Annotated in this window: 16 protein-coding genes and 1 pseudogene; 7 read left to right on the forward strand and 10 right to left on the reverse strand. The window is 72.7% G+C overall.

Annotated features, from left to right (window positions below; genetic code table 11):
- Positions 1–122: 122 nt before the first annotated feature.
- Complete coding sequence (locus tag ACIQVI_RS01120) at positions 123–554, forward strand: hypothetical protein (RefSeq protein WP_351973089.1); 432 nt, start codon at positions 123–125, stop codon at positions 552–554.
- A gap of 37 nt (positions 555–591) precedes the next feature.
- On the opposite strand, the gene ACIQVI_RS01125 is transcribed toward ACIQVI_RS01120, so the two are convergent.
- The 3 genes from ACIQVI_RS01125 to ACIQVI_RS01135 all read right to left on the reverse strand — a co-directional run bounded on the left by ACIQVI_RS01125 (position 592) and on the right by ACIQVI_RS01135 (position 2,280).
- Positions 592–837: a hypothetical protein gene (locus tag ACIQVI_RS01125; protein ID WP_403589723.1), complete on the reverse strand. Its 246-nt coding sequence runs from the start codon at positions 835–837 to the stop codon at positions 592–594.
- Complete coding sequence (locus ACIQVI_RS01130) at positions 834–1,469, reverse strand: TNT domain-containing protein (RefSeq protein ID WP_403592178.1); 636 nt, start codon at positions 1,467–1,469, stop codon at positions 834–836. The genes ACIQVI_RS01125 and ACIQVI_RS01130 overlap by 4 nt, the downstream gene beginning before the upstream one ends.
- 205 nt (positions 1,470–1,674) lie before the next feature.
- A complete protein-coding gene (locus ACIQVI_RS01135) occupies positions 1,675–2,280 on the reverse strand; it encodes a TetR/AcrR family transcriptional regulator (RefSeq protein ID WP_351973091.1) in 606 nt (201 codons plus the stop codon).
- A 230-nt stretch (positions 2,281–2,510) separates the two neighbouring features.
- Between ACIQVI_RS01135 and ACIQVI_RS01140 the strand changes: the two genes are divergently transcribed.
- The 3 genes and pseudogenes from ACIQVI_RS01140 to ACIQVI_RS01150 all read left to right on the forward strand — a co-directional run bounded on the left by ACIQVI_RS01140 (position 2,511) and on the right by ACIQVI_RS01150 (position 5,180).
- Positions 2,511–3,665 (forward strand): acyl-CoA dehydrogenase family protein, encoded by a 1,155-nt coding sequence (locus ACIQVI_RS01140; protein ID WP_351973092.1) that lies wholly within the window; start codon positions 2,511–2,513, stop codon positions 3,663–3,665.
- A 266-nt stretch (positions 3,666–3,931) separates the two neighbouring features.
- A complete protein-coding gene (cutA, locus tag ACIQVI_RS01145; protein WP_403589725.1) occupies positions 3,932–4,279 on the forward strand; it encodes a divalent-cation tolerance protein CutA in 348 nt (115 codons plus the stop codon).
- A 27-nt stretch (positions 4,280–4,306) separates the two neighbouring features.
- A pseudogene (locus ACIQVI_RS01150) lies at positions 4,307–5,180 on the forward strand (IS5 family transposase).
- Between the two features lie 11 nt (positions 5,181–5,191).
- Here ACIQVI_RS01150 and ACIQVI_RS01155 read toward each other — a convergent pair.
- Both ACIQVI_RS01155 and ACIQVI_RS01160 read right to left on the reverse strand, forming a co-directional pair.
- Entirely contained in the window at positions 5,192–5,488 is a 297-nt protein-coding gene (locus tag ACIQVI_RS01155) for a hypothetical protein (RefSeq protein WP_351973093.1), read from the reverse strand.
- Between the two features lie 272 nt (positions 5,489–5,760).
- The gene (locus ACIQVI_RS01160) at positions 5,761–6,354 is read right to left on the reverse strand and encodes a helix-turn-helix domain-containing protein (protein WP_403589727.1); all 594 of its coding nucleotides are present in this window, start codon (positions 6,352–6,354) and stop codon (positions 5,761–5,763) included.
- A gap of 676 nt (positions 6,355–7,030) precedes the next feature.
- Here ACIQVI_RS01160 and ACIQVI_RS01165 point away from each other — a divergent pair.
- From ACIQVI_RS01165 to ACIQVI_RS01175, 3 genes are all read left to right on the forward strand, one after another.
- Positions 7,031–7,969, forward strand: a complete 939-nt coding sequence (locus tag ACIQVI_RS01165) for a MerR family transcriptional regulator (protein WP_403589729.1) — start codon at positions 7,031–7,033, stop codon at positions 7,967–7,969.
- A gap of 757 nt (positions 7,970–8,726) precedes the next feature.
- Positions 8,727–9,215 carry an RICIN domain-containing protein gene (locus tag ACIQVI_RS01170; protein ID WP_403589731.1) on the forward strand — a complete coding sequence of 163 codons (489 nt, stop codon included), beginning with the start codon at positions 8,727–8,729 and terminating at the stop codon, positions 9,213–9,215.
- Positions 9,216–9,479: 264 nt separating this feature from the next.
- Positions 9,480–10,163: a hypothetical protein gene (locus ACIQVI_RS01175; RefSeq protein WP_403589733.1), complete on the forward strand. Its 684-nt coding sequence runs from the start codon at positions 9,480–9,482 to the stop codon at positions 10,161–10,163.
- A 34-nt stretch (positions 10,164–10,197) separates the two neighbouring features.
- Here the strand turns inward: ACIQVI_RS01175 and ACIQVI_RS01180 are convergent, their stop codons facing one another.
- From ACIQVI_RS01180 to ACIQVI_RS01200, 5 genes are all read right to left on the reverse strand, one after another.
- Positions 10,198–10,788 carry an HAAS signaling domain-containing protein gene (locus ACIQVI_RS01180; protein WP_403589735.1) on the reverse strand — a complete coding sequence of 197 codons (591 nt, stop codon included), beginning with the start codon at positions 10,786–10,788 and terminating at the stop codon, positions 10,198–10,200.
- Positions 10,789–11,005: 217 nt separating this feature from the next.
- Positions 11,006–12,256 (reverse strand): NADase-type glycan-binding domain-containing protein, encoded by a 1,251-nt coding sequence (locus tag ACIQVI_RS01185; RefSeq protein WP_403589737.1) that lies wholly within the window; start codon positions 12,254–12,256, stop codon positions 11,006–11,008.
- A gap of 5 nt (positions 12,257–12,261) precedes the next feature.
- Positions 12,262–12,858, reverse strand: a complete 597-nt coding sequence (locus ACIQVI_RS01190) for a phage tail protein (protein ID WP_403589739.1) — start codon at positions 12,856–12,858, stop codon at positions 12,262–12,264.
- Positions 12,855–14,837 carry a putative baseplate assembly protein gene (locus ACIQVI_RS01195; protein ID WP_403589740.1) on the reverse strand — a complete coding sequence of 661 codons (1,983 nt, stop codon included), beginning with the start codon at positions 14,835–14,837 and terminating at the stop codon, positions 12,855–12,857. Before ACIQVI_RS01195 ends, ACIQVI_RS01190 begins: the two co-directional genes overlap by 4 nt.
- A gap of 10 nt (positions 14,838–14,847) precedes the next feature.
- Positions 14,848–15,246, reverse strand: coding sequence for a GPW/gp25 family protein (locus tag ACIQVI_RS01200; protein WP_351973705.1), 399 nt, complete (start codon positions 15,244–15,246; stop codon positions 14,848–14,850).

Consider the following 15,246-nt stretch of genomic DNA (forward strand, 5'->3'; position numbering starts at 1 on the left):
GGTGGTGGGGGGGGGTTTGGGGGGGTGGTGGGGGGGGGGGGGGGGGGGGGGGGCGGGGGGGGGGCCGCCCCCCCCCCCCCCCCCCCCCGCCACCACCCACCCCCGTCGGAGACGATCCCCTCGTGCACCCCATCACCAGTGACAACCTCTACACGACCCTCCTGGAACTCCTTCCCGAGGTCATGCCCTACGTGGAGACCGCGGCCGCACGGCACGACCTGCGACCCGCCGACGTCACGCACTGGGAACAACTCAACACCCACCCCGGCACCCTTCTCTCCGAGGTGCTCGCCCACCCCCTCTTCCTCCCCGCCCTGTCCGAGGACCGCGACCACGACCTCCTCGTCCGCACCTTCGCCTTCGTCGAAGGGCTCCTGGAGAGTCCGGGCGGATACCTGGAGGACACCGCCTACTACACGTTCGTCGAACCCTGCCTCAAGACCCGCGAGACGCTCGGCAGGGCCATGACCCTCGCCCTGCCCCGCACTCGTGGGGAACTGTGGAAACTGGCGGAGTCGTGGAACATCACCCCGGACCCCGCCTGGCCCCGCTGACCCCACCGCGCCCGGGGGAGGGGCCGCCGGACGCGCCCTAGGCCCCCAGGAGGGTCCGGAGGTGGGCGCAGGCGTCCGCCTCGGCCGGGTGCGTGGCGACCGGCTCGTACGCGCCCCGCTCGTACACCCCGGTCTCCCAGCCGCCCCCGCCCGGCGCCGCCCGCAGATAGGCGAAGTCGGTCGGGACGGGGGAGGGCTCGTGGACGCCCTCGATCCAGTAGTACCCGGCGGGCACTCCGGCTTCCCGGAGTGCCCGTTCGAGCGTGCGGCGGTGGTCGGTCATGCGGGGACGCGCACGAGGTAGCCGTTGTCGAGCAGCCACTTCACGTTGAGCCGCTGCCCCTCGCCCGGGTCGAGGAAGACCGGGTCCAGCTTGATCTGGCGGCCGCCGCCCGGCTGCTCGAACCAGGGCGCGATGGAACCCTCCCAGACCACGAACGCCCGCGTCACCTCGTACAGGTGGTAGTCGCAGGGGAAGGCGGCGTCACGGGTGTTGAGGTTCTGCGGGGGCAGCGCCCGCTTCGCGTAGGCGTCGCCCGCCGGGGCCAGGTAGCCGCCGAACTCCGAGCCGAAGCGGTCCAGGCGCTCGCCCCTCACCAGGAGTTCGGGCGCCTTGTCGACCTCGCCGTTCACCTCGCCGAAGCCGTCGTTCGGCGGGTACTTCCAGCCGCCGGTGTCGGCCGGGCCCTCCCAGTACTTCCTGAGGAAGGCGGTGGGGGAGAGCTTCCCGGTCCGGTGGTAGCCGTCGAGCAGCGGCCCGACCGGCTTCTGCCGCTTGTTCGGCAGGTGCTTCGGCCCGAGCCGCGCGTCACCGAGGAACTCCCCGGTGCAGGGCGCGGGCCGGTGCTTCCCGGCGCTCTCGACGGGCGCGGCCTGCGCCGCGGGGGCCGCGGTGAGGGCGGCGGTGACGCCCATGGCGGCGAGTACGGCACGGATCCTGAGGACGGTACGGCTGTGCTCCACGCGGAGGTCTCCCTGAGAGGGGGTGATCAGTGGCGCGGCACAGAGTAGTGGAGCGGGCGCGGAGGGTGAGGGAGGGGCGGGGGCGGAAACCGGCCATTCGCGTGGGGGTGGCGCTCCTGGTGGCCGTTCGTGGCCGTTCGTGGCCGGTTCGGAAGGGTCAGGCCTTCCTGAGGCCGCTGAGGAGCAGCTCGGCGAGCTGGTCGTACGCCTCCGCGTCGGCCAGGCCGGTCGCGGCGGCCACCTGGCGCCGCTGGATGCGGACCATGACCGAGGAGATGACGTCGGCCGCGAAGGTCACGTGCACCTCGCGGAAGACGCCGGCCCGCACGCCCTCCTCGATGAGCTGCTGGACCCGCCCGGCGGCGGCGCGGGTGTTGCGCTCGTACACCTCGGCCGCCGGTTCGAAGGCCGCCACGTCGTCGAAGAACTGCGGTGAGACCGGGGCCAGTTCGGCCGAGACCGCCCGCAGGTAGGCGGCGAGCCGCTCGGCGGGCCCGGTGGCGGCGGCGAGACCGGCCTCGACCCGGGCGGTGGCCCGCCGGAAGAAGTGCACGACCGCCGCCCGGACCAGCTGCTCCTTGCTGCCGGCCAGGCCGTACAGGGTCCGCTTCGAGCAGTGCAGCCGGGCGGCGAGGTCGTCGAGCGTCAGACGGGCGAAGCCCTCGCCGACGAGGAGGGCGACCAGGTCCTCGAAGAGGGCGGCACGGCGCGCCGCTCCCCGGCCCGTCAGCTGCGGGGCGTCGGCGGCGGAGGTCTCGATCACCCGGCCAGTATTCCAGGCCGGGGCGGGGGAGGGCTGTGGCCCCGCGTCCGCGCGCTCTTGGAGGCCCTTGCCGCGTGCCCGCGCGGCTCGTGCCATGGGCCCGGAGGATGCCGGGCCGCCCCCGCCCCCCGCCCCGTCGCTCCAGGGGTTGCGGCCGCCCTCGTCTGCGCTACTCTAACCGGTACTGGAGTACCCTCCTCAGTACCACTTTGCGCGCCGCTGGAGTCGCCATGGATGTCGACCGCCTGCTTCCCACCCCCGAAGCCGCGGACCTCATCGCCCTCACCCGGGAGATCGCCGACAAGGAGCTCTCCCCGCGGGTGGACGAGCACGAGGCCGCCGAGACCTATCCCGAAGGGCTCTTCGAGACCCTCGGCGAGGCGGGGCTGCTGGGCCTCGCGTACCCCGAGGAGTACGGCGGCGGGGGCCAGCCGTACGAGGTCTACCTCCAGGTCCTGGAGGAACTGGCCGCGCGCTGGGCGGCCGTGGCCGTCGCCACCAGCGTCCACACCCTGGCCTGCCACCCCCTGCACGCCTTCGGCACGCAGGAGCAGAAGGAGCGCCGGCTGCCCGCGATGCTGGAGGGCCGGACCATCGGCGGCTACAGCCTCTCCGAGCCGCAGGCCGGCTCCGACGCGGCCGCTCTCAGCTGCAAGGCGGAACGGCAGCAGGACGGCAGCGGGTACCGGGTCACCGGCACCAAGGCCTGGATCACCCACGGCGGCCGGGCCGGCTTCTACGCGCTCTTCGCCCGTACGGCCCCCGGCAGCCACGGCGTCTCCTGCTTCCTGGCCCCCGGCGCCACCGAGGGCCTCACCTTCGGCGCGCCCGAGCGCAAGATGGGCCTCCAGGCGGTCCCCACCACCGCCGCCTACTGGGACGGGGCCCTCCTGGAGGAGGACCGGCTCATCGGCAAGGAGGGCCAGGGCCTCCAGATCGCCTTCAGCGCCCTCGACAACGGCCGCCTCGGCATCGCCGCCTGCGCCACGGGCCTCGCCCAGGCCGCCCTGGACACCGCCGTCGCCTACGCCAACGAGCGCACCACCTTCGGCCGCCGGATCGTCGACCACCAGGGGCTCGGCTTCCTCCTCGCCGACATGGCCGCCGCCGTCGACGCGGCCCGCGCCACCTACCTGGACGCGGCCCGCCGCCGCGACCTCGGCCGCCCCTTCAGCCGCCAGGCCAGCGCGGCCAAGCTCATCGCCACCGACACGGCCATGAAGGTCACCACGGACGCGGTCCAGGTCCTCGGCGGCTACGGCTACACCCGGGACTTCCCGGTGGAGCGCTACATGCGCGAGGCCAAGATCATGCAGATCTTCGAGGGCACGAACCAGATCCAGCGGCTGGTGATCAGCCGGGGGCTCGCGCTCGCGGAGAAGTAGCAGATCAGAGCCTATGAGGGCGGGTTCGTCCAGAGGGCGAGGAGCCGCTGGTACTCCTGGGAACGGTTCCCGTCGACGTGCCTTTCCATCAGCTCTCGGACGGGCTCGTTGATCCGGGCGGCGGCAGGGCGGCGGCAGGGCGGGGCCGGTCGTGAGGCCGGGAAGAGGAGGGCACGGGTACCAGCGCAGGGGCCGGGGCCCGCCCCCCCCGAGGGGTGACCGGCGGGGCCTGTTGGCGGTCGGGACCGCTGGCCAGGGGTCCGATCATGACTGGCATCGTGCGGGTATCGACGGCCACGGCGACCCGTGAGGAAGCGGTCGCGCTCGCGGGCCCGGCGGTCGAGAAGCGGCTCGCCGCCGGGGCGCAGATCATCGGTCCCGTCACCTCCGTGTTCTGGCATCTGGGGGAGTACGGGACCGGCGAGGAGTGGCAGGCGCTCTTCAAGACGACTGAGGCGCGGTATCCGGCGCTCGAGGCCGACCTCCTCGAGCGGCACCCCTGGGACAACCCGGAACTGTGCGCGGTGCCGGTGAAGTTCGCCGCGCCCCGGTGCGCGGAGTGGGTTCGAGGCTCCGTCGCCGAGGGCGCGTCCTGGGCCGTGTATCGAAAGTAGATCTTGATCGATGAAGGATCGCGGTTCGTGGCGCGGGGAGATCGCACGAACGAGCGGTGGACGATGTTGGGGCCGTTGTCGCCAAAGGGGACGAAGGCGGGACGGCCGCGGCTCTGGCCCCGGCGGCAACTGATCAACGGCATACGGTTCCGGGTCCGTACTGGTGTTCCGTGGCGGGACATACCCGCCGAGTACGGGCCGTGGGGCCGGATCTGCGACCTGTTCCGCCGATGGCAGCGGAACGGCACCTGGCACCAGGTTCTCACCCAACTCCAGTCCCTGGCCGACGCGAAGGGTGAGATCGTGTGGGACCTGAGCGTCGACTCCACGGTGTGCCGCGCCCATCAACATGCGGCCGGGGCCAGGAAACAGGGCGACCCGCAGAAGGAACCGCCGGGCGGTAACTTCACCGAACCCCGTGATCACGGACTGGGACGCTCGCGCGGCGGGTTCACCACCAAGCTGCACCTGACCGTCGAGCAGGGCCAGAAGCCTATGCCGATCGTGGTGACGGCTGGGCAGCGAGGGGACTCGCCGCAGTTCGAGCCCGTCCTGGACAAGGTCCGCGTGCCACGCCTCGGACCCGGCCGGCGCGCACCCGACCCAATCGAGTGCGCGCCGACAAGGCGTACGCCTCCCGGAAGAACCGCGCCTATCTGCGACGGCGCGGGATCCGCCGCACCATCCCGGACAAGGCCGACCAGTCCCGTAATCGCAAGAAGCGCGGCTCCCGCGGCGGCCGGCCACCGAGTTCGACCCGGTCGACTACCGTGAGCGCCACGCTGTCGAATGCGGCATCAACCGCCTCGAGGGGCACCGGGCCGTGGCCACGGGGTACGACAAGCTTGGTGTGCGCTACGAGGCGACCGTACTGGTGGCTGCGATCAACGAGCGGCTGTGACCTGACGGCCGTCAGGTCAGACTGCGGCGTGCCAGGGCGAGAAACTCCGCCTTGAACGGCTCCAGGCGCTCGGCCAGGTTCCCCTCGTCACGCTCCTGCCAGACCGCTTGATTCAGGGCGCGGGCGTAGGCGGTCGTCGGTGAGTGAAGGCCAGGGGCACACAGCAACTCGATGCTCTTCTCGGCTATTCGAAGACCATCCATCGCCGGCCTGGCCGTCACATACCAGTCATCACCGACCTCCCATCGGGGCGGCCTCGCATACGCCACGCCCTCAGCCTCCAGCGCGCACCGGATGAACTCCAGCACGGTCCTGATCTGCTCAGCACGTCGCTCCTCCGCCCGCGCCGCAGCCCGCCTTTGTCCGTCAGCCCGGTCAGCTGCCCGCTGCGTCGTGCGCTGGGTCAGATACGTCAACGCACCACCCACAGCCACACCGGCCATCGAAATCACTGGGGTCCACAGGTCTCCTGCCACAGCCGACTACTACCAGTACCTGCCCATCGACCGCTGCCGATCTTGCGAGACAAGCTTGTATGTCCAGATACCAAGCTGCTCCAAGACCCACTTCCGATACGCCCCTAGGCGCCGGCCTGCTCCAGGAGCTCGCCGACGACGGGCAGTTCCGTGTGCGGGCGGAGCGCGTTGACGAGTGGCGCGACGCGCTGCATGGGCCGGGCCGAAGCGACGCCGGTAGCGAGCTCGAGCGCGCGGGCCGTGCGTTCGCGGAGCCGCTCGACGTACGAGGCGGTGATCCGGGCGGGTTCGGGTGCGTGGTGGAGTGCCGGCAGGGCGGCGGCCGGACCGGCCGTCGTGGCCACCCGCAGAACTGTGCGGCGGCGCGTGGGGGCTCCTCTCCAGGGAGACGTTCCGGCAGGAGCGCCCTCCGCCTCCCACGTTTGGGGAGCGAGACCGAGCATGTGCCCCGGTACGCGTAACGCCTCGGAGATCTGCCGGATTTTGTCGAAGGTCGTGATCCGGCCGGTGCCCCGTGCGAGCGCGCTGATCCTCTCCGGCTTGATGTCCAGCGCGGCGCCCAGCTTCGAGTAGCTCATGCCGGCGTGCTCGCGCGCCATGCGGAACACGGTCCCGAAGTCGTGTGCGCACAGGGCGCGCTGCATGTCCTCGTCCCCGAGGAGCTCCCGGGGGAGCGCCGTCGGCGGCTGGTGGCTCATGCGGTCTCTTCCTGCCCGTCCAAGCCTGCCCCCTGCGGCACGGCGGGTATCCCCGTGGTGGGGATACCCGCCGTGGGGATGCGCCCACTTCCCGGGGATTCCACTCTGGGACACGAAAGCCCCGGAGGCCGTGGTGTGCACATCCGGGGCGTAGACGACTGACTGGGAGTCGCCGTGCCCGAGCGTACCCAACTGCCCCAGGAGCCTGAGGTAGTTGAGCGAAGTATCCGCCCGAACCGTACCGCCGATGAGCCCGCACCGATCGTGCGCCTGCGCCGGGAGCGCGAGCTCGCCGCCTCGACGTGGCTCCTCCTCGCCGCCCGGGACGCCAAGGCGGCTCGACACGAAGGGGCGACCTACGGCGTCGCGTTCCTTCGCTGCGGCACTCTCTTCTCCGCCGTCCGGATGCCGGCCGAGCTGGTCCACGTGTGCGATGTGAGTGACGGGTTGCAGCGGACGCCTCTGGCCTACGGAAGAGCTCAGGCATCGATCGCACTTTCGGGTGAAGGGATATCGGGCGGTGCATCCCAGAAGCAGACCCCATGGCCTGTATCGAGCAGGTGCCCTTCACCTCGCGAGCTCGTGACCCATTCGCTCCTCGACGGCGAGGAGTGGTTGCCCGTCGGTGGTCGAAGGGGCTTGAGTCTCCCGTAAGGGGAGACGCGAAGGTGGGGGCATGGACGGCGACACGCTCTACTCGATCGGCGAGCTTGCCCGGCGGACGGGGCTCACGGTCAAGACCATTCGGTTCTACTCCGATCGCGGAATCGTGGCGCCGACGGACCGCAGCCCGGCCGGCTACCGCCGGTACGGCATCGACGCCGTCGCGCGCCTGGACCTCGTGCGGACCCTGCGCGAGCTGGGGCTGGACCTCCCGACGATCCGCAAGGTCGTGGACCGGGAGCTCGCGCTTCCCGAGGTTGCCGCGGCGCACGCCGAAGCGCTGGCGGTGCAGATCCGCGTCCTGCGCCTGCGGCGCGCGGTGCTGACGGCGGTGGCCGAGCGCGGGTCCACACCCGAGGAGATGGAACTCATGCACCGACTGGCCCAGCTCTCCGAGGACGAACGCCGACGTCTCATCGGTGATTTCCTCGACGCCGTCTTCGGCGGCCTCGACACCGCCTCCGCGTTCGCGGGGGTCATGCGCTCGATGACCCCCGAACTGCCCGACAACCCGGAGAGGGAACAGGTCCAGGCGTGGGTGGAGTTGGCCGAGATGTCCCTGGACCCGTCCTTCCGCGCCGTGATGCGGCGGATGGTCGAGGACCAGGCGGCCGAGCAGGCCCGAAGCGGCATGACGGGCCCGCGCCGCGACATCACCGCGGCCGTCCGTGACCAGGCCGGCCCGGCCCTGGCCGCCGGCATCGATCCGGCCTCGCCGCAAGCCGATCCGATCGTCGCGGCGTTCACGGCGCACTGTGCGCACCTCCTCGGCCACCCCGACGACGCCGAGCTTCGCCGCCGGCTGGTGACTCGGCTGGAGAGCGTGAACGACCCCCGCAGGGAGCGGTACCTCCGACTCCTCGCGGTGGTCAACGGCTGGCCGGCCCCGGAGAGTCTGGCCCCGGTGTTCGACTGGTCCGTCCGGGCTCTGCGCGTCCGGACACGACGATGACGGAGTGGTCGCAGGGTGACATGGACCGGATGCGACCGGTGCCGGGTGAAAGCGCCACCCTCCCCATCATCGGTTGAGTGCCCCCGTCGTCCTTCAGGTGGCCGCTACACAGGCCTTTCCCGCCCTTGTTCTCTGTCCCCGGTATACGGAGGACGTTGCCGCGCCGGCCGAGGTGAGCCGGGAGCCCGCACTGCGCCGTTGGGCGAGTTCTGCCGTGGGCGACGATGCCGGTGGGGCACGGTGGGTGCGGGCCCAGCGGCGGGGCTGGGCGGCGGGGGACCGGTTCGGATTCGCCGTCCTTGAGGCGCAACCCGGTCCAGTGCGAGAGCAGTTGGTGGGCAACGTGGTCCTCGAGGGAGTCGTCTTCGGCCGACCGGCGGCCGAGGTGGGCTACTGGACCGTGGCGCACGCTCGCGGGCGGGGGTCTCCCGCGCTCTGGAGGGCCCTCCTTCCCTCGCGACGGCCACCTGTACATACGGCGCGCAGGCGCCTGGGATCCTCTCGGCTTCCACGGATCGGCCGAGGCTGCTCACGCCGGGAGGGGCTCGGGGCGTTCGGCGAGGTGGCCGCGTGTGAAGCGGGCTCCGGCACGGACCGGGGCGACGGGGTGGGGTGCGTTCACAGCCGCCGCGGGCCTGGACCGGAAGAGGTGACGCTCCGTCATTTTCGTTGTCTGCTCCAGCTGTTGACCGAGAATTCCGGTGGGTCAGTGGATCATCTTTGATATTCTCCTGCGCAATTCGACCGGAGGTTTGAAATGCGCAAATTTGCGTCAATCTGCATAACTCTTCTGTCCCTTTTCGCCGCGTTCACCCTGAATGCGGGAACCGCGCAGGCGATCAATTACAACAACTACGAGCCGTGGTACAACTCGGAGGCGCAGTCCAAGTGCATTACGCCCGAGGGCAACGGCACGGCCAACGGGACGGTGCTCACGGTCTGGAGCTGCACCGGATCCACCATGCAGAACTTCATCGTGACGGGCAATAACGAGATCCGCCACCAGGCGAGCGGCAAGTGCGTCACCCCGCGGGGAGACGCATACGACACCAACGGGGCAGTGCTCACGCTCTGGACCTGTAGCAGTGCTATCTCGCAGAAATTCCAAAGCTACCTGGCCACCAAGGCGCAGTTCAGCGACAAATGCGTCACCTCCAAGGGCGGCAGCCTGAGCAACGGCGTGTGGATGACGCTCTGGACCTGCGACTTCATCGGGGGACCCCCGATCGAGCAGAGCTGGGTCTGACGGCCCTTCGGCGAGCCTGAACGCTGCTGAGACACCAGGGTGCCGGTCCCGTGGGGGCCGGCACCCTTCCGCTGGCGGCGGTGATCTCCCGTACGCCAAGATCCATTGCCTCGGTGGGCGGGGCACTGCCTCGGGGCTTCGGTGCCGGGGGCCGTATGACCCGGGTGTGGGCCCTGGCTCAGATATGGCTCAAGTCGCTTGTCCGGTGGGCGTTCGGCCGGGGAGGATCGGGCGCACCATCTGACCAGTGGTTCCGGGGGAAACATGAAGATCAAAGAGACATTGCTGTCGGCGTGCGCGGTTGTCGTGGTGCTGGCGGGTGCGGGTGCCTGTAGCTCGGGCGGTGGTGGGGCGACCGCCGAGGCCGGGCCCACGGCTGTGAAGGTGGCCGACGCCGTCTGTGAGGGCGGTGTCTACTCGTGGTTCAACGTGGACAAGCGGGAGGTGCTGACGGGCGTCTCCGAGAAGGAGAAGGTCGACAGGAAGGGCGCCGGGCTCACGCACGCGCTGACGCGCCTGCACACGCCGCGTACCGCCGTCACCTTCGAGAAGGGGTCGCGGGCGGTCGACGCGAAGGCCGCCCTCCGGGCGCTGGCCGTCCACGTCGGAGTGGCCGAGGCCGATGACGACGGCGTGAGCACCGCGTTCGCCGACGTCCACCGGCCCGCGCAGAACCTCGACGACGCCGGCACCACCATCGACGGCGTCGGGACCGTCGTGCGCTACGCCTGGGTGGAACAGGTCACCGCGGACTTCCGGTACGCCTGCGGGGACGGGAAGCCGGTGACGGGCCGGGCGACCGGCTGGGCCGTCGACGGCTCCGGCCTCCTGGAATGCTCCACGCCGATCGAGGACGCAAAGGAGGGGAAGCCTGCCCTGGCGGCGGCCCGCCTCTCCTGCGACCCCGGCGCCCCGGCCGCCAAGGCCGAGGTCAGGGCCAAGGCCTGAGCGGCCGGGCCGGGCCCCTTCGTACGCCTCCCGCTCAGGCGCGGCGGTTCCGCCAGAGCCATGCCGCCGTGCCGGCCATCAGGGCGAGGGCGGCCAGGTTGGCCAGGAGGGTCGGGGTGCCGGCCGACGGGCCGCCGTCGGACAGGTTCGCCGTGGCGATGACGACGCTCGGCAGGACGGCGGCGAGCAGGACGCCGGTGGTCTTCCGGGCTGCGGTCCAGTGCACCGAGGTGCAGAGGAGCACCGCGCCGGCGATCCGGAACAGGACGCCGAACAGCGGCCCGGGACGGTCGGGGAAGACCATGATGAAGGGCAGCGAGAGGGTCAGCATCAGGAGCGGCACCAGCGGGTGCACCTTGCCGCGCCGGGCGGGCGCGCCCGCCCCGCTCCCGGCCGGGGCGGCCCCGTTCTCCGTCTCGGCCAGCGCCGTCGCCGCGATCGTACGGGGGTCCCCCAGCTCCGCGAGGATCTCCCCGATCGAGGTGTCCGGGCGTTCGGTGCGCGTCACCTCGATGTGTTCGGCGAGGTCCGCGAGGAGTTCCCCGCGCCGGTCGGCGGGGAGGGCGGAGGCCTCGCGCTCGACGGTGGAGAGGTAGTCGAGTACGCGGTCGGCAGAGGTCTTCATGCGAGGGCTCCGGTCGGGTGGTGCGAGTGGTGCGGGCGGTGCGGGCGGTGCGAGTGGTGTGGCGGTCGGGAAGCGGTGGTGGTGACAGGGGCGCCCTCGCCGGGTTCCATGCGATGCAAGATACCTGGTTCAGCAAGTGTACGGGGAGGGGGAGCGGGTCCCTGTTTTCCCGCGGCCTGCCCGTCCCACCCGCCCCGCCCCGTCCGGAGCCCCCGTCTCAGGAGACCGACCTGCCGAAGAACTCCAGCTCCGCCACGGCCACCTGCTTCTGCGGGTCGGCCCGCCAGGCCGTGCGCAGGACCAGGCGGACCGAGAGGGCGTCGCGGACGCGGAGGTCGACGCGCTGGGTGCCGCCGTCGTTGATGCGGTGGTGCGAGACGCGGATCTCGCCCGACGCGTCCTTGACCACCAGGTCGAAGGTGCGCGGGGTCGCCTGGCCGTCCGCCTGAGTGGTGTTCTTCGAGCTGCCCGGGGTGATCAGGAGGCTCAGCAGGTCGGTCGGCTCCGCGAACGCCGCCTCCAGGTACTGCCCCGCCGAGTCCCCCGCGTACCCCGTGCCCCACCAGGTGTTGGCGTAGCCGTCGCCCGCCAGCTTCGGGTCCTGCTTCGGCGCCGAGTGGGACGCCGTCCAGGAGGCGGGGTGGACCGGGACCCGGGTCGCGAAGTGGTCCTGCACCGCGCGGGCCGCCGGCGGGCCGCCGAACACCCCGCCGACCACCACCGCCACGACCCCGGCCGCGATCAGGGCCCGGACGATCCAGCGGCTCCGGTCCCGGGCCAGGCCGGGGCGCCGGCCCGCGTACGGGCCCTCGGCCGTGGACAGCCGCTCCGGGACCATCGGCGTCGCGCAGAAGCGGCAGAAGTGGCGGCCGGGCGCGTTCGCGAGCGAGCAGGCCGGGCACGGGGCGCCGCCCTGGACCGGTGCCGCCGCCCCCGCCGCCCGGACCGCAGGCCGCGCCGCCTCCGGCCGCGCCGGGAGCACCGGGGCAGCGACCGCCCGCTCCGCCGCCCGCTCCTCCGGGACCGGGACCAGGAGCGAGCGCGCCACCGTATCCGGGGAGGGGGAAGGGGAGTGGGAGAGGGAGGGGGAGGGGGAGGGGGAGGGGGCAGAGGAGCCGGGGGCCGGTTCTTCCGGAGCCGGTTCCGCCGCACGTACCCGCTCCGGCGTCCGTACCCGCTCCGGCGTCCGTCCCCCTTCCGCCGCGCGTACCTGCTCCGCGTCCCGCATCGGACCCGGACCCGCCTCCGCCTCCCGTACCCGCTCCGGCTCCGTCCCCCGTGTCGGCGGCTCCGGCTCCGGAGTCACCGCCGGCAGGGGCGTCGTCGTCTCCTCCGGCTTCTCGTGGGGCGGTTCCGCCGGGGCGTCCCAGCGCAGGAACGCTCCGCAGCTGTCGCAGAACGACTGGCTCGCCGCACGCACCGGACTCGCGCAGTCCGGGCAGGGGCGGGTCTCGGGGGCGTCACTCATGGGGGTCAAGCTCCTTCGGAAGTAAGGGAGTCGGGGGTACGGGGCAGGGTCACCGCGGTCGTGAACGGCAGGTGCGCGGGGCGGGCCGCCGCCACGACCGCGCGCAGCCGGTGCGGGTCCACGGAGGCCGGGTCGGGGACCCGCAGGACGACGTGCAGCCCGGCCGTCGGCGTCCCCGGGAACGGGCCGAGCGGGCGGGCGGACCAGGCCGCCCCGCCGCTCTCGGTGATCTCCGGCGGCACGCCGAACGCCAGCCGGACCGCCGCCGCGAGCCCCTGCCGGGTGCCCCGCACCCGGTGCAGGGCCACCGCCGAGGCGACCGCGCGCCGGCGCAGCGCCAGGGACTCGGTGCCCTCCAGCTCCGCGCCGACCCACGTCGCCAGGTAGTCCACGAAGTCGGCGGGGGCCAGGGCGGGCGAGAAGTACGCCTCCAGCGAGTCCAGGACGTTGAAGAGCGGGGCGAGGACCACGTCCAGACCGGCCGTGAACCGCTGCCCGAAGTCGTCCTCCGCGTAGACGGCCGGCAGCGCCGCCCCCAGCGGGTGCGGGGTCGCGAGCCCGGGAACCGTACCGCGCGCCGTGCCGCTCACCGCGCTGCTCACCGCGCCTCGATCACGCGGACGCGGTGGTCGAACGGGAAGAGCAGCGCCGAAGGACCCAGCTCGATCCGGTCCGTCGTGTCGCCCCGCCGGCCCGTCAGCGGGTCCGCCGGATGCAGCAGCACCTCGTCCACCAGCTCCACCCCCGGCACCCGCTGGAGCGCCGCGAACACCTCCCCGGCCCGCAGCGGGCGCCCGAACGCCCACCCCTCGCCGTGCGCCCCGCCCGTCAGCGGGTCCAGGTACGCGTACAGCACGTCCAGCGCCCCGGCCCGCACCCGCTCCGCGTCCGCCGCCCGGAACGCGTGCAGCGTCGCCACCACCGTCACCCCCTGGTAGAACGGCGGCCCCACCGCGAGCCGGGTCCCCAGCGGGCGCCGCTCGTCCAGGAAGCCGGTCACCCGGGACAGCAACTCCTCGCCCGGCACCAGCTGTTCGAACCGCAGCCGCCCGCCCCGGTCCGGCACCGCCTGCGGCACCACCAGGACCCGGACCGCGTTCTCGCCCGCCTCGGCCGCGTCCGCCGCCAGACACGCGATCCGCGCGGCCTCCGGCGCCGCCCGCCGGGCCAGCTCCTCGTAGTCGCGGGCGGTCACGGCCCGCTCCTGCGCCCGCAGCGTGATGGGCGCCCGGGCCTTCGCCTCCTCGACGGTCTCCCCGTCGACCCCGCCCCGCGCCGCCTCCCGGTTCTCGACCCGCGCGATGTACGGGATGGAGCTGCGCAGCACGCTGATCGTGGACCGGGCCACGTTCCCCGCCCGGCCGCCCCCGGTGCCGTAACGGACCGCGCGGATCGCCGCCCCCTTCGGCGGCACGGCACCGAACTGCCGCAGCGTGCCGTCCGGTTGGCGCACGCTCGGGCCGAAGGCGATCTCGCCGGTCGTCGCGTCCAGGACGAAGTGCCGGTCGCCCGGGCGCGAGGACGCGAAGTCGCGGACGGCGGTCCACTCCAGCCAGCCGGAACCGGACGCGGGATCCTCCTCGTCCGCGTGCTCCGCCGTCTGGAGCAGCAGCGGCGGCCGGTCCACGACCGGCGCGTGCGCGAGCCGTATCCGCTGCCCGGGAACGCCCTCGGACTCGCCGAGGAGTTCGTTCCGCACCGTCTCGGCGTGCGCCGCGCGGACCGTGCCGCCGATGGTGAACGCCCCCGCCGCCCGTACCGTCGGCGACTCGCTGTACGACGGCAGCCCCTCGGCCGGCTCCACCACCCGGCAGCGCACCCAGCCCGCCTCATGGCCGCCGAGCCGCGAGAGCGCGTGCCCCGACGGCACGTGCAGCACCACCTCGCCCGGCCGGTTGAGCCCGCCCGTGGTGTCCTCGTCCACCTCGCACGCCGTCCAGCCGTCGGCCGCCGACCACGCCTCCCACACCAGCGGCGGCCGGCGCGGGTCCACGCCGACGCCGTCCACCCGGCTGTCCAGGTCGAGCACGAGGACGCAGTCCGGCACGGCCGCCGAAAGCCCCAGGAGCAGCAGGTCGCCGACGCGCGGCAGCGGCGAGAACGCCGGCACGTCCTCGCCGCCCGTCATCGCCTGGAAACGGTCCTCGGGCGTGCCCCCGGCCTCCTGCCGCAGCAGGTGCGTCAGCGCGCAGGGCACCACGGTCAGGTCGTCGGTGGTCGCGAAGACCACCGCCTCCTCCGTCTCCGTGCGCCCCGTCGACACCTCCGTGCCGGCCGGCAGCAGCACCGGCTCCGGCTGCGGCGCGGACAGCCGGAAGGTGACGTCGGCGCGGGCGGCGGCCGGCGGGAACAGCGTCACCCCGAGCAGGTCGAGGAAGGCCAGGTGGTTCTTCTCCGGGACCCGGTTGAGGCGGTAGACGAGCTGGTCCGCCATGTGCGCGACGGCCTCGACGAGCGTGACCCCCGGGTCCGAGACGTTGTGGTCGGTCCACTCGGGGCACGCCTGCTGGATGTAGCGCTTGGCGTCGTCGACGAACTGCTGGAAGCGCCGGTCGTCGAGATGGGGTGCGGGCAGGGCCATGGCGGCTCTTTCAGTCCTCGGAGGGGATGACGTAGAAGGGGAAGACGAGGTTGCGCGGGTTGTTGGCGCCGCGCACCCGGTAGCGGACGTCGATGTGCAGGGTGGTCGGCTCCCCGGGGGCGGGGGAGACCGTGACGTCCTCCACCTCGATGCGCGGCTCCCAGCGGTCGAGCGAGGCCGTCACCGCGTACCGGATCCGCCCCATCGTCTCGTCGTTGACCGGTGCGAACACCAACTCGTGGACCGCGCAGCCGAATTCGGGGCGCATCGGCCGCTCGCCCGGTGCCGTCGCCAGCACGAGCCGCATCGACTCCTCGATCTCGCGGTCGCGCCGGACGAGCGCGATGGAACCGCTCGGGCCGGTGCGCAGGGGAAAGGCCCAGCCGGCGCCGACGAAGTGCTCGCTCAT

This window comes from Streptomyces sp. NPDC098101, assembly GCF_044760185.1.
Classification (GTDB): Bacteria; Actinomycetota; Actinomycetes; order Streptomycetales; family Streptomycetaceae; genus Streptomyces.

What these genes read in the sequence shown, in the direction of transcription:
- ACIQVI_RS01125 (WP_403589723.1), bottom strand. Translation starts at nt 837, where the DNA reads ATGACCGACCACCGCCGCACGCTCGAACGGGCACTCCGGGAAGCCGGA.
- ACIQVI_RS01130 (WP_403592178.1), bottom strand. Translation starts at nt 1,469, where the DNA reads ATGGGCGTCACCGCCGCCCTCACCGCGGCCCCCGCGGCGCAGGCCGCG.
- ACIQVI_RS01140 (WP_351973092.1), top strand. Translation starts at nt 2,511, where the DNA reads ATGGATGTCGACCGCCTGCTTCCCACCCCCGAAGCCGCGGACCTCATC.
- cutA (WP_403589725.1), top strand. Translation starts at nt 3,932, where the DNA reads ATGACTGGCATCGTGCGGGTATCGACGGCCACGGCGACCCGTGAGGAA.
- ACIQVI_RS01160 (WP_403589727.1), bottom strand. Translation starts at nt 6,354, where the DNA reads ATGAGCCACCAGCCGCCGACGGCGCTCCCCCGGGAGCTCCTCGGGGAC.
- ACIQVI_RS01165 (WP_403589729.1), top strand. Translation starts at nt 7,031, where the DNA reads ATGGACGGCGACACGCTCTACTCGATCGGCGAGCTTGCCCGGCGGACG.
- ACIQVI_RS01170 (WP_403589731.1), top strand. Translation starts at nt 8,727, where the DNA reads ATGCGCAAATTTGCGTCAATCTGCATAACTCTTCTGTCCCTTTTCGCC.
- ACIQVI_RS01175 (WP_403589733.1), top strand. Translation starts at nt 9,480, where the DNA reads ATGAAGATCAAAGAGACATTGCTGTCGGCGTGCGCGGTTGTCGTGGTG.
- ACIQVI_RS01180 (WP_403589735.1), bottom strand. Translation starts at nt 10,788, where the DNA reads ATGAAGACCTCTGCCGACCGCGTACTCGACTACCTCTCCACCGTCGAG.
- ACIQVI_RS01185 (WP_403589737.1), bottom strand. Translation starts at nt 12,256, where the DNA reads ATGAGTGACGCCCCCGAGACCCGCCCCTGCCCGGACTGCGCGAGTCCG.
- ACIQVI_RS01195 (WP_403589740.1), bottom strand. Translation starts at nt 14,837, where the DNA reads ATGGCCCTGCCCGCACCCCATCTCGACGACCGGCGCTTCCAGCAGTTC.
- ACIQVI_RS01200 (WP_351973705.1), bottom strand. Translation starts at nt 15,246, where the DNA reads ATGAGCGAGCACTTCGTCGGCGCCGGCTGGGCCTTTCCCCTGCGCACC.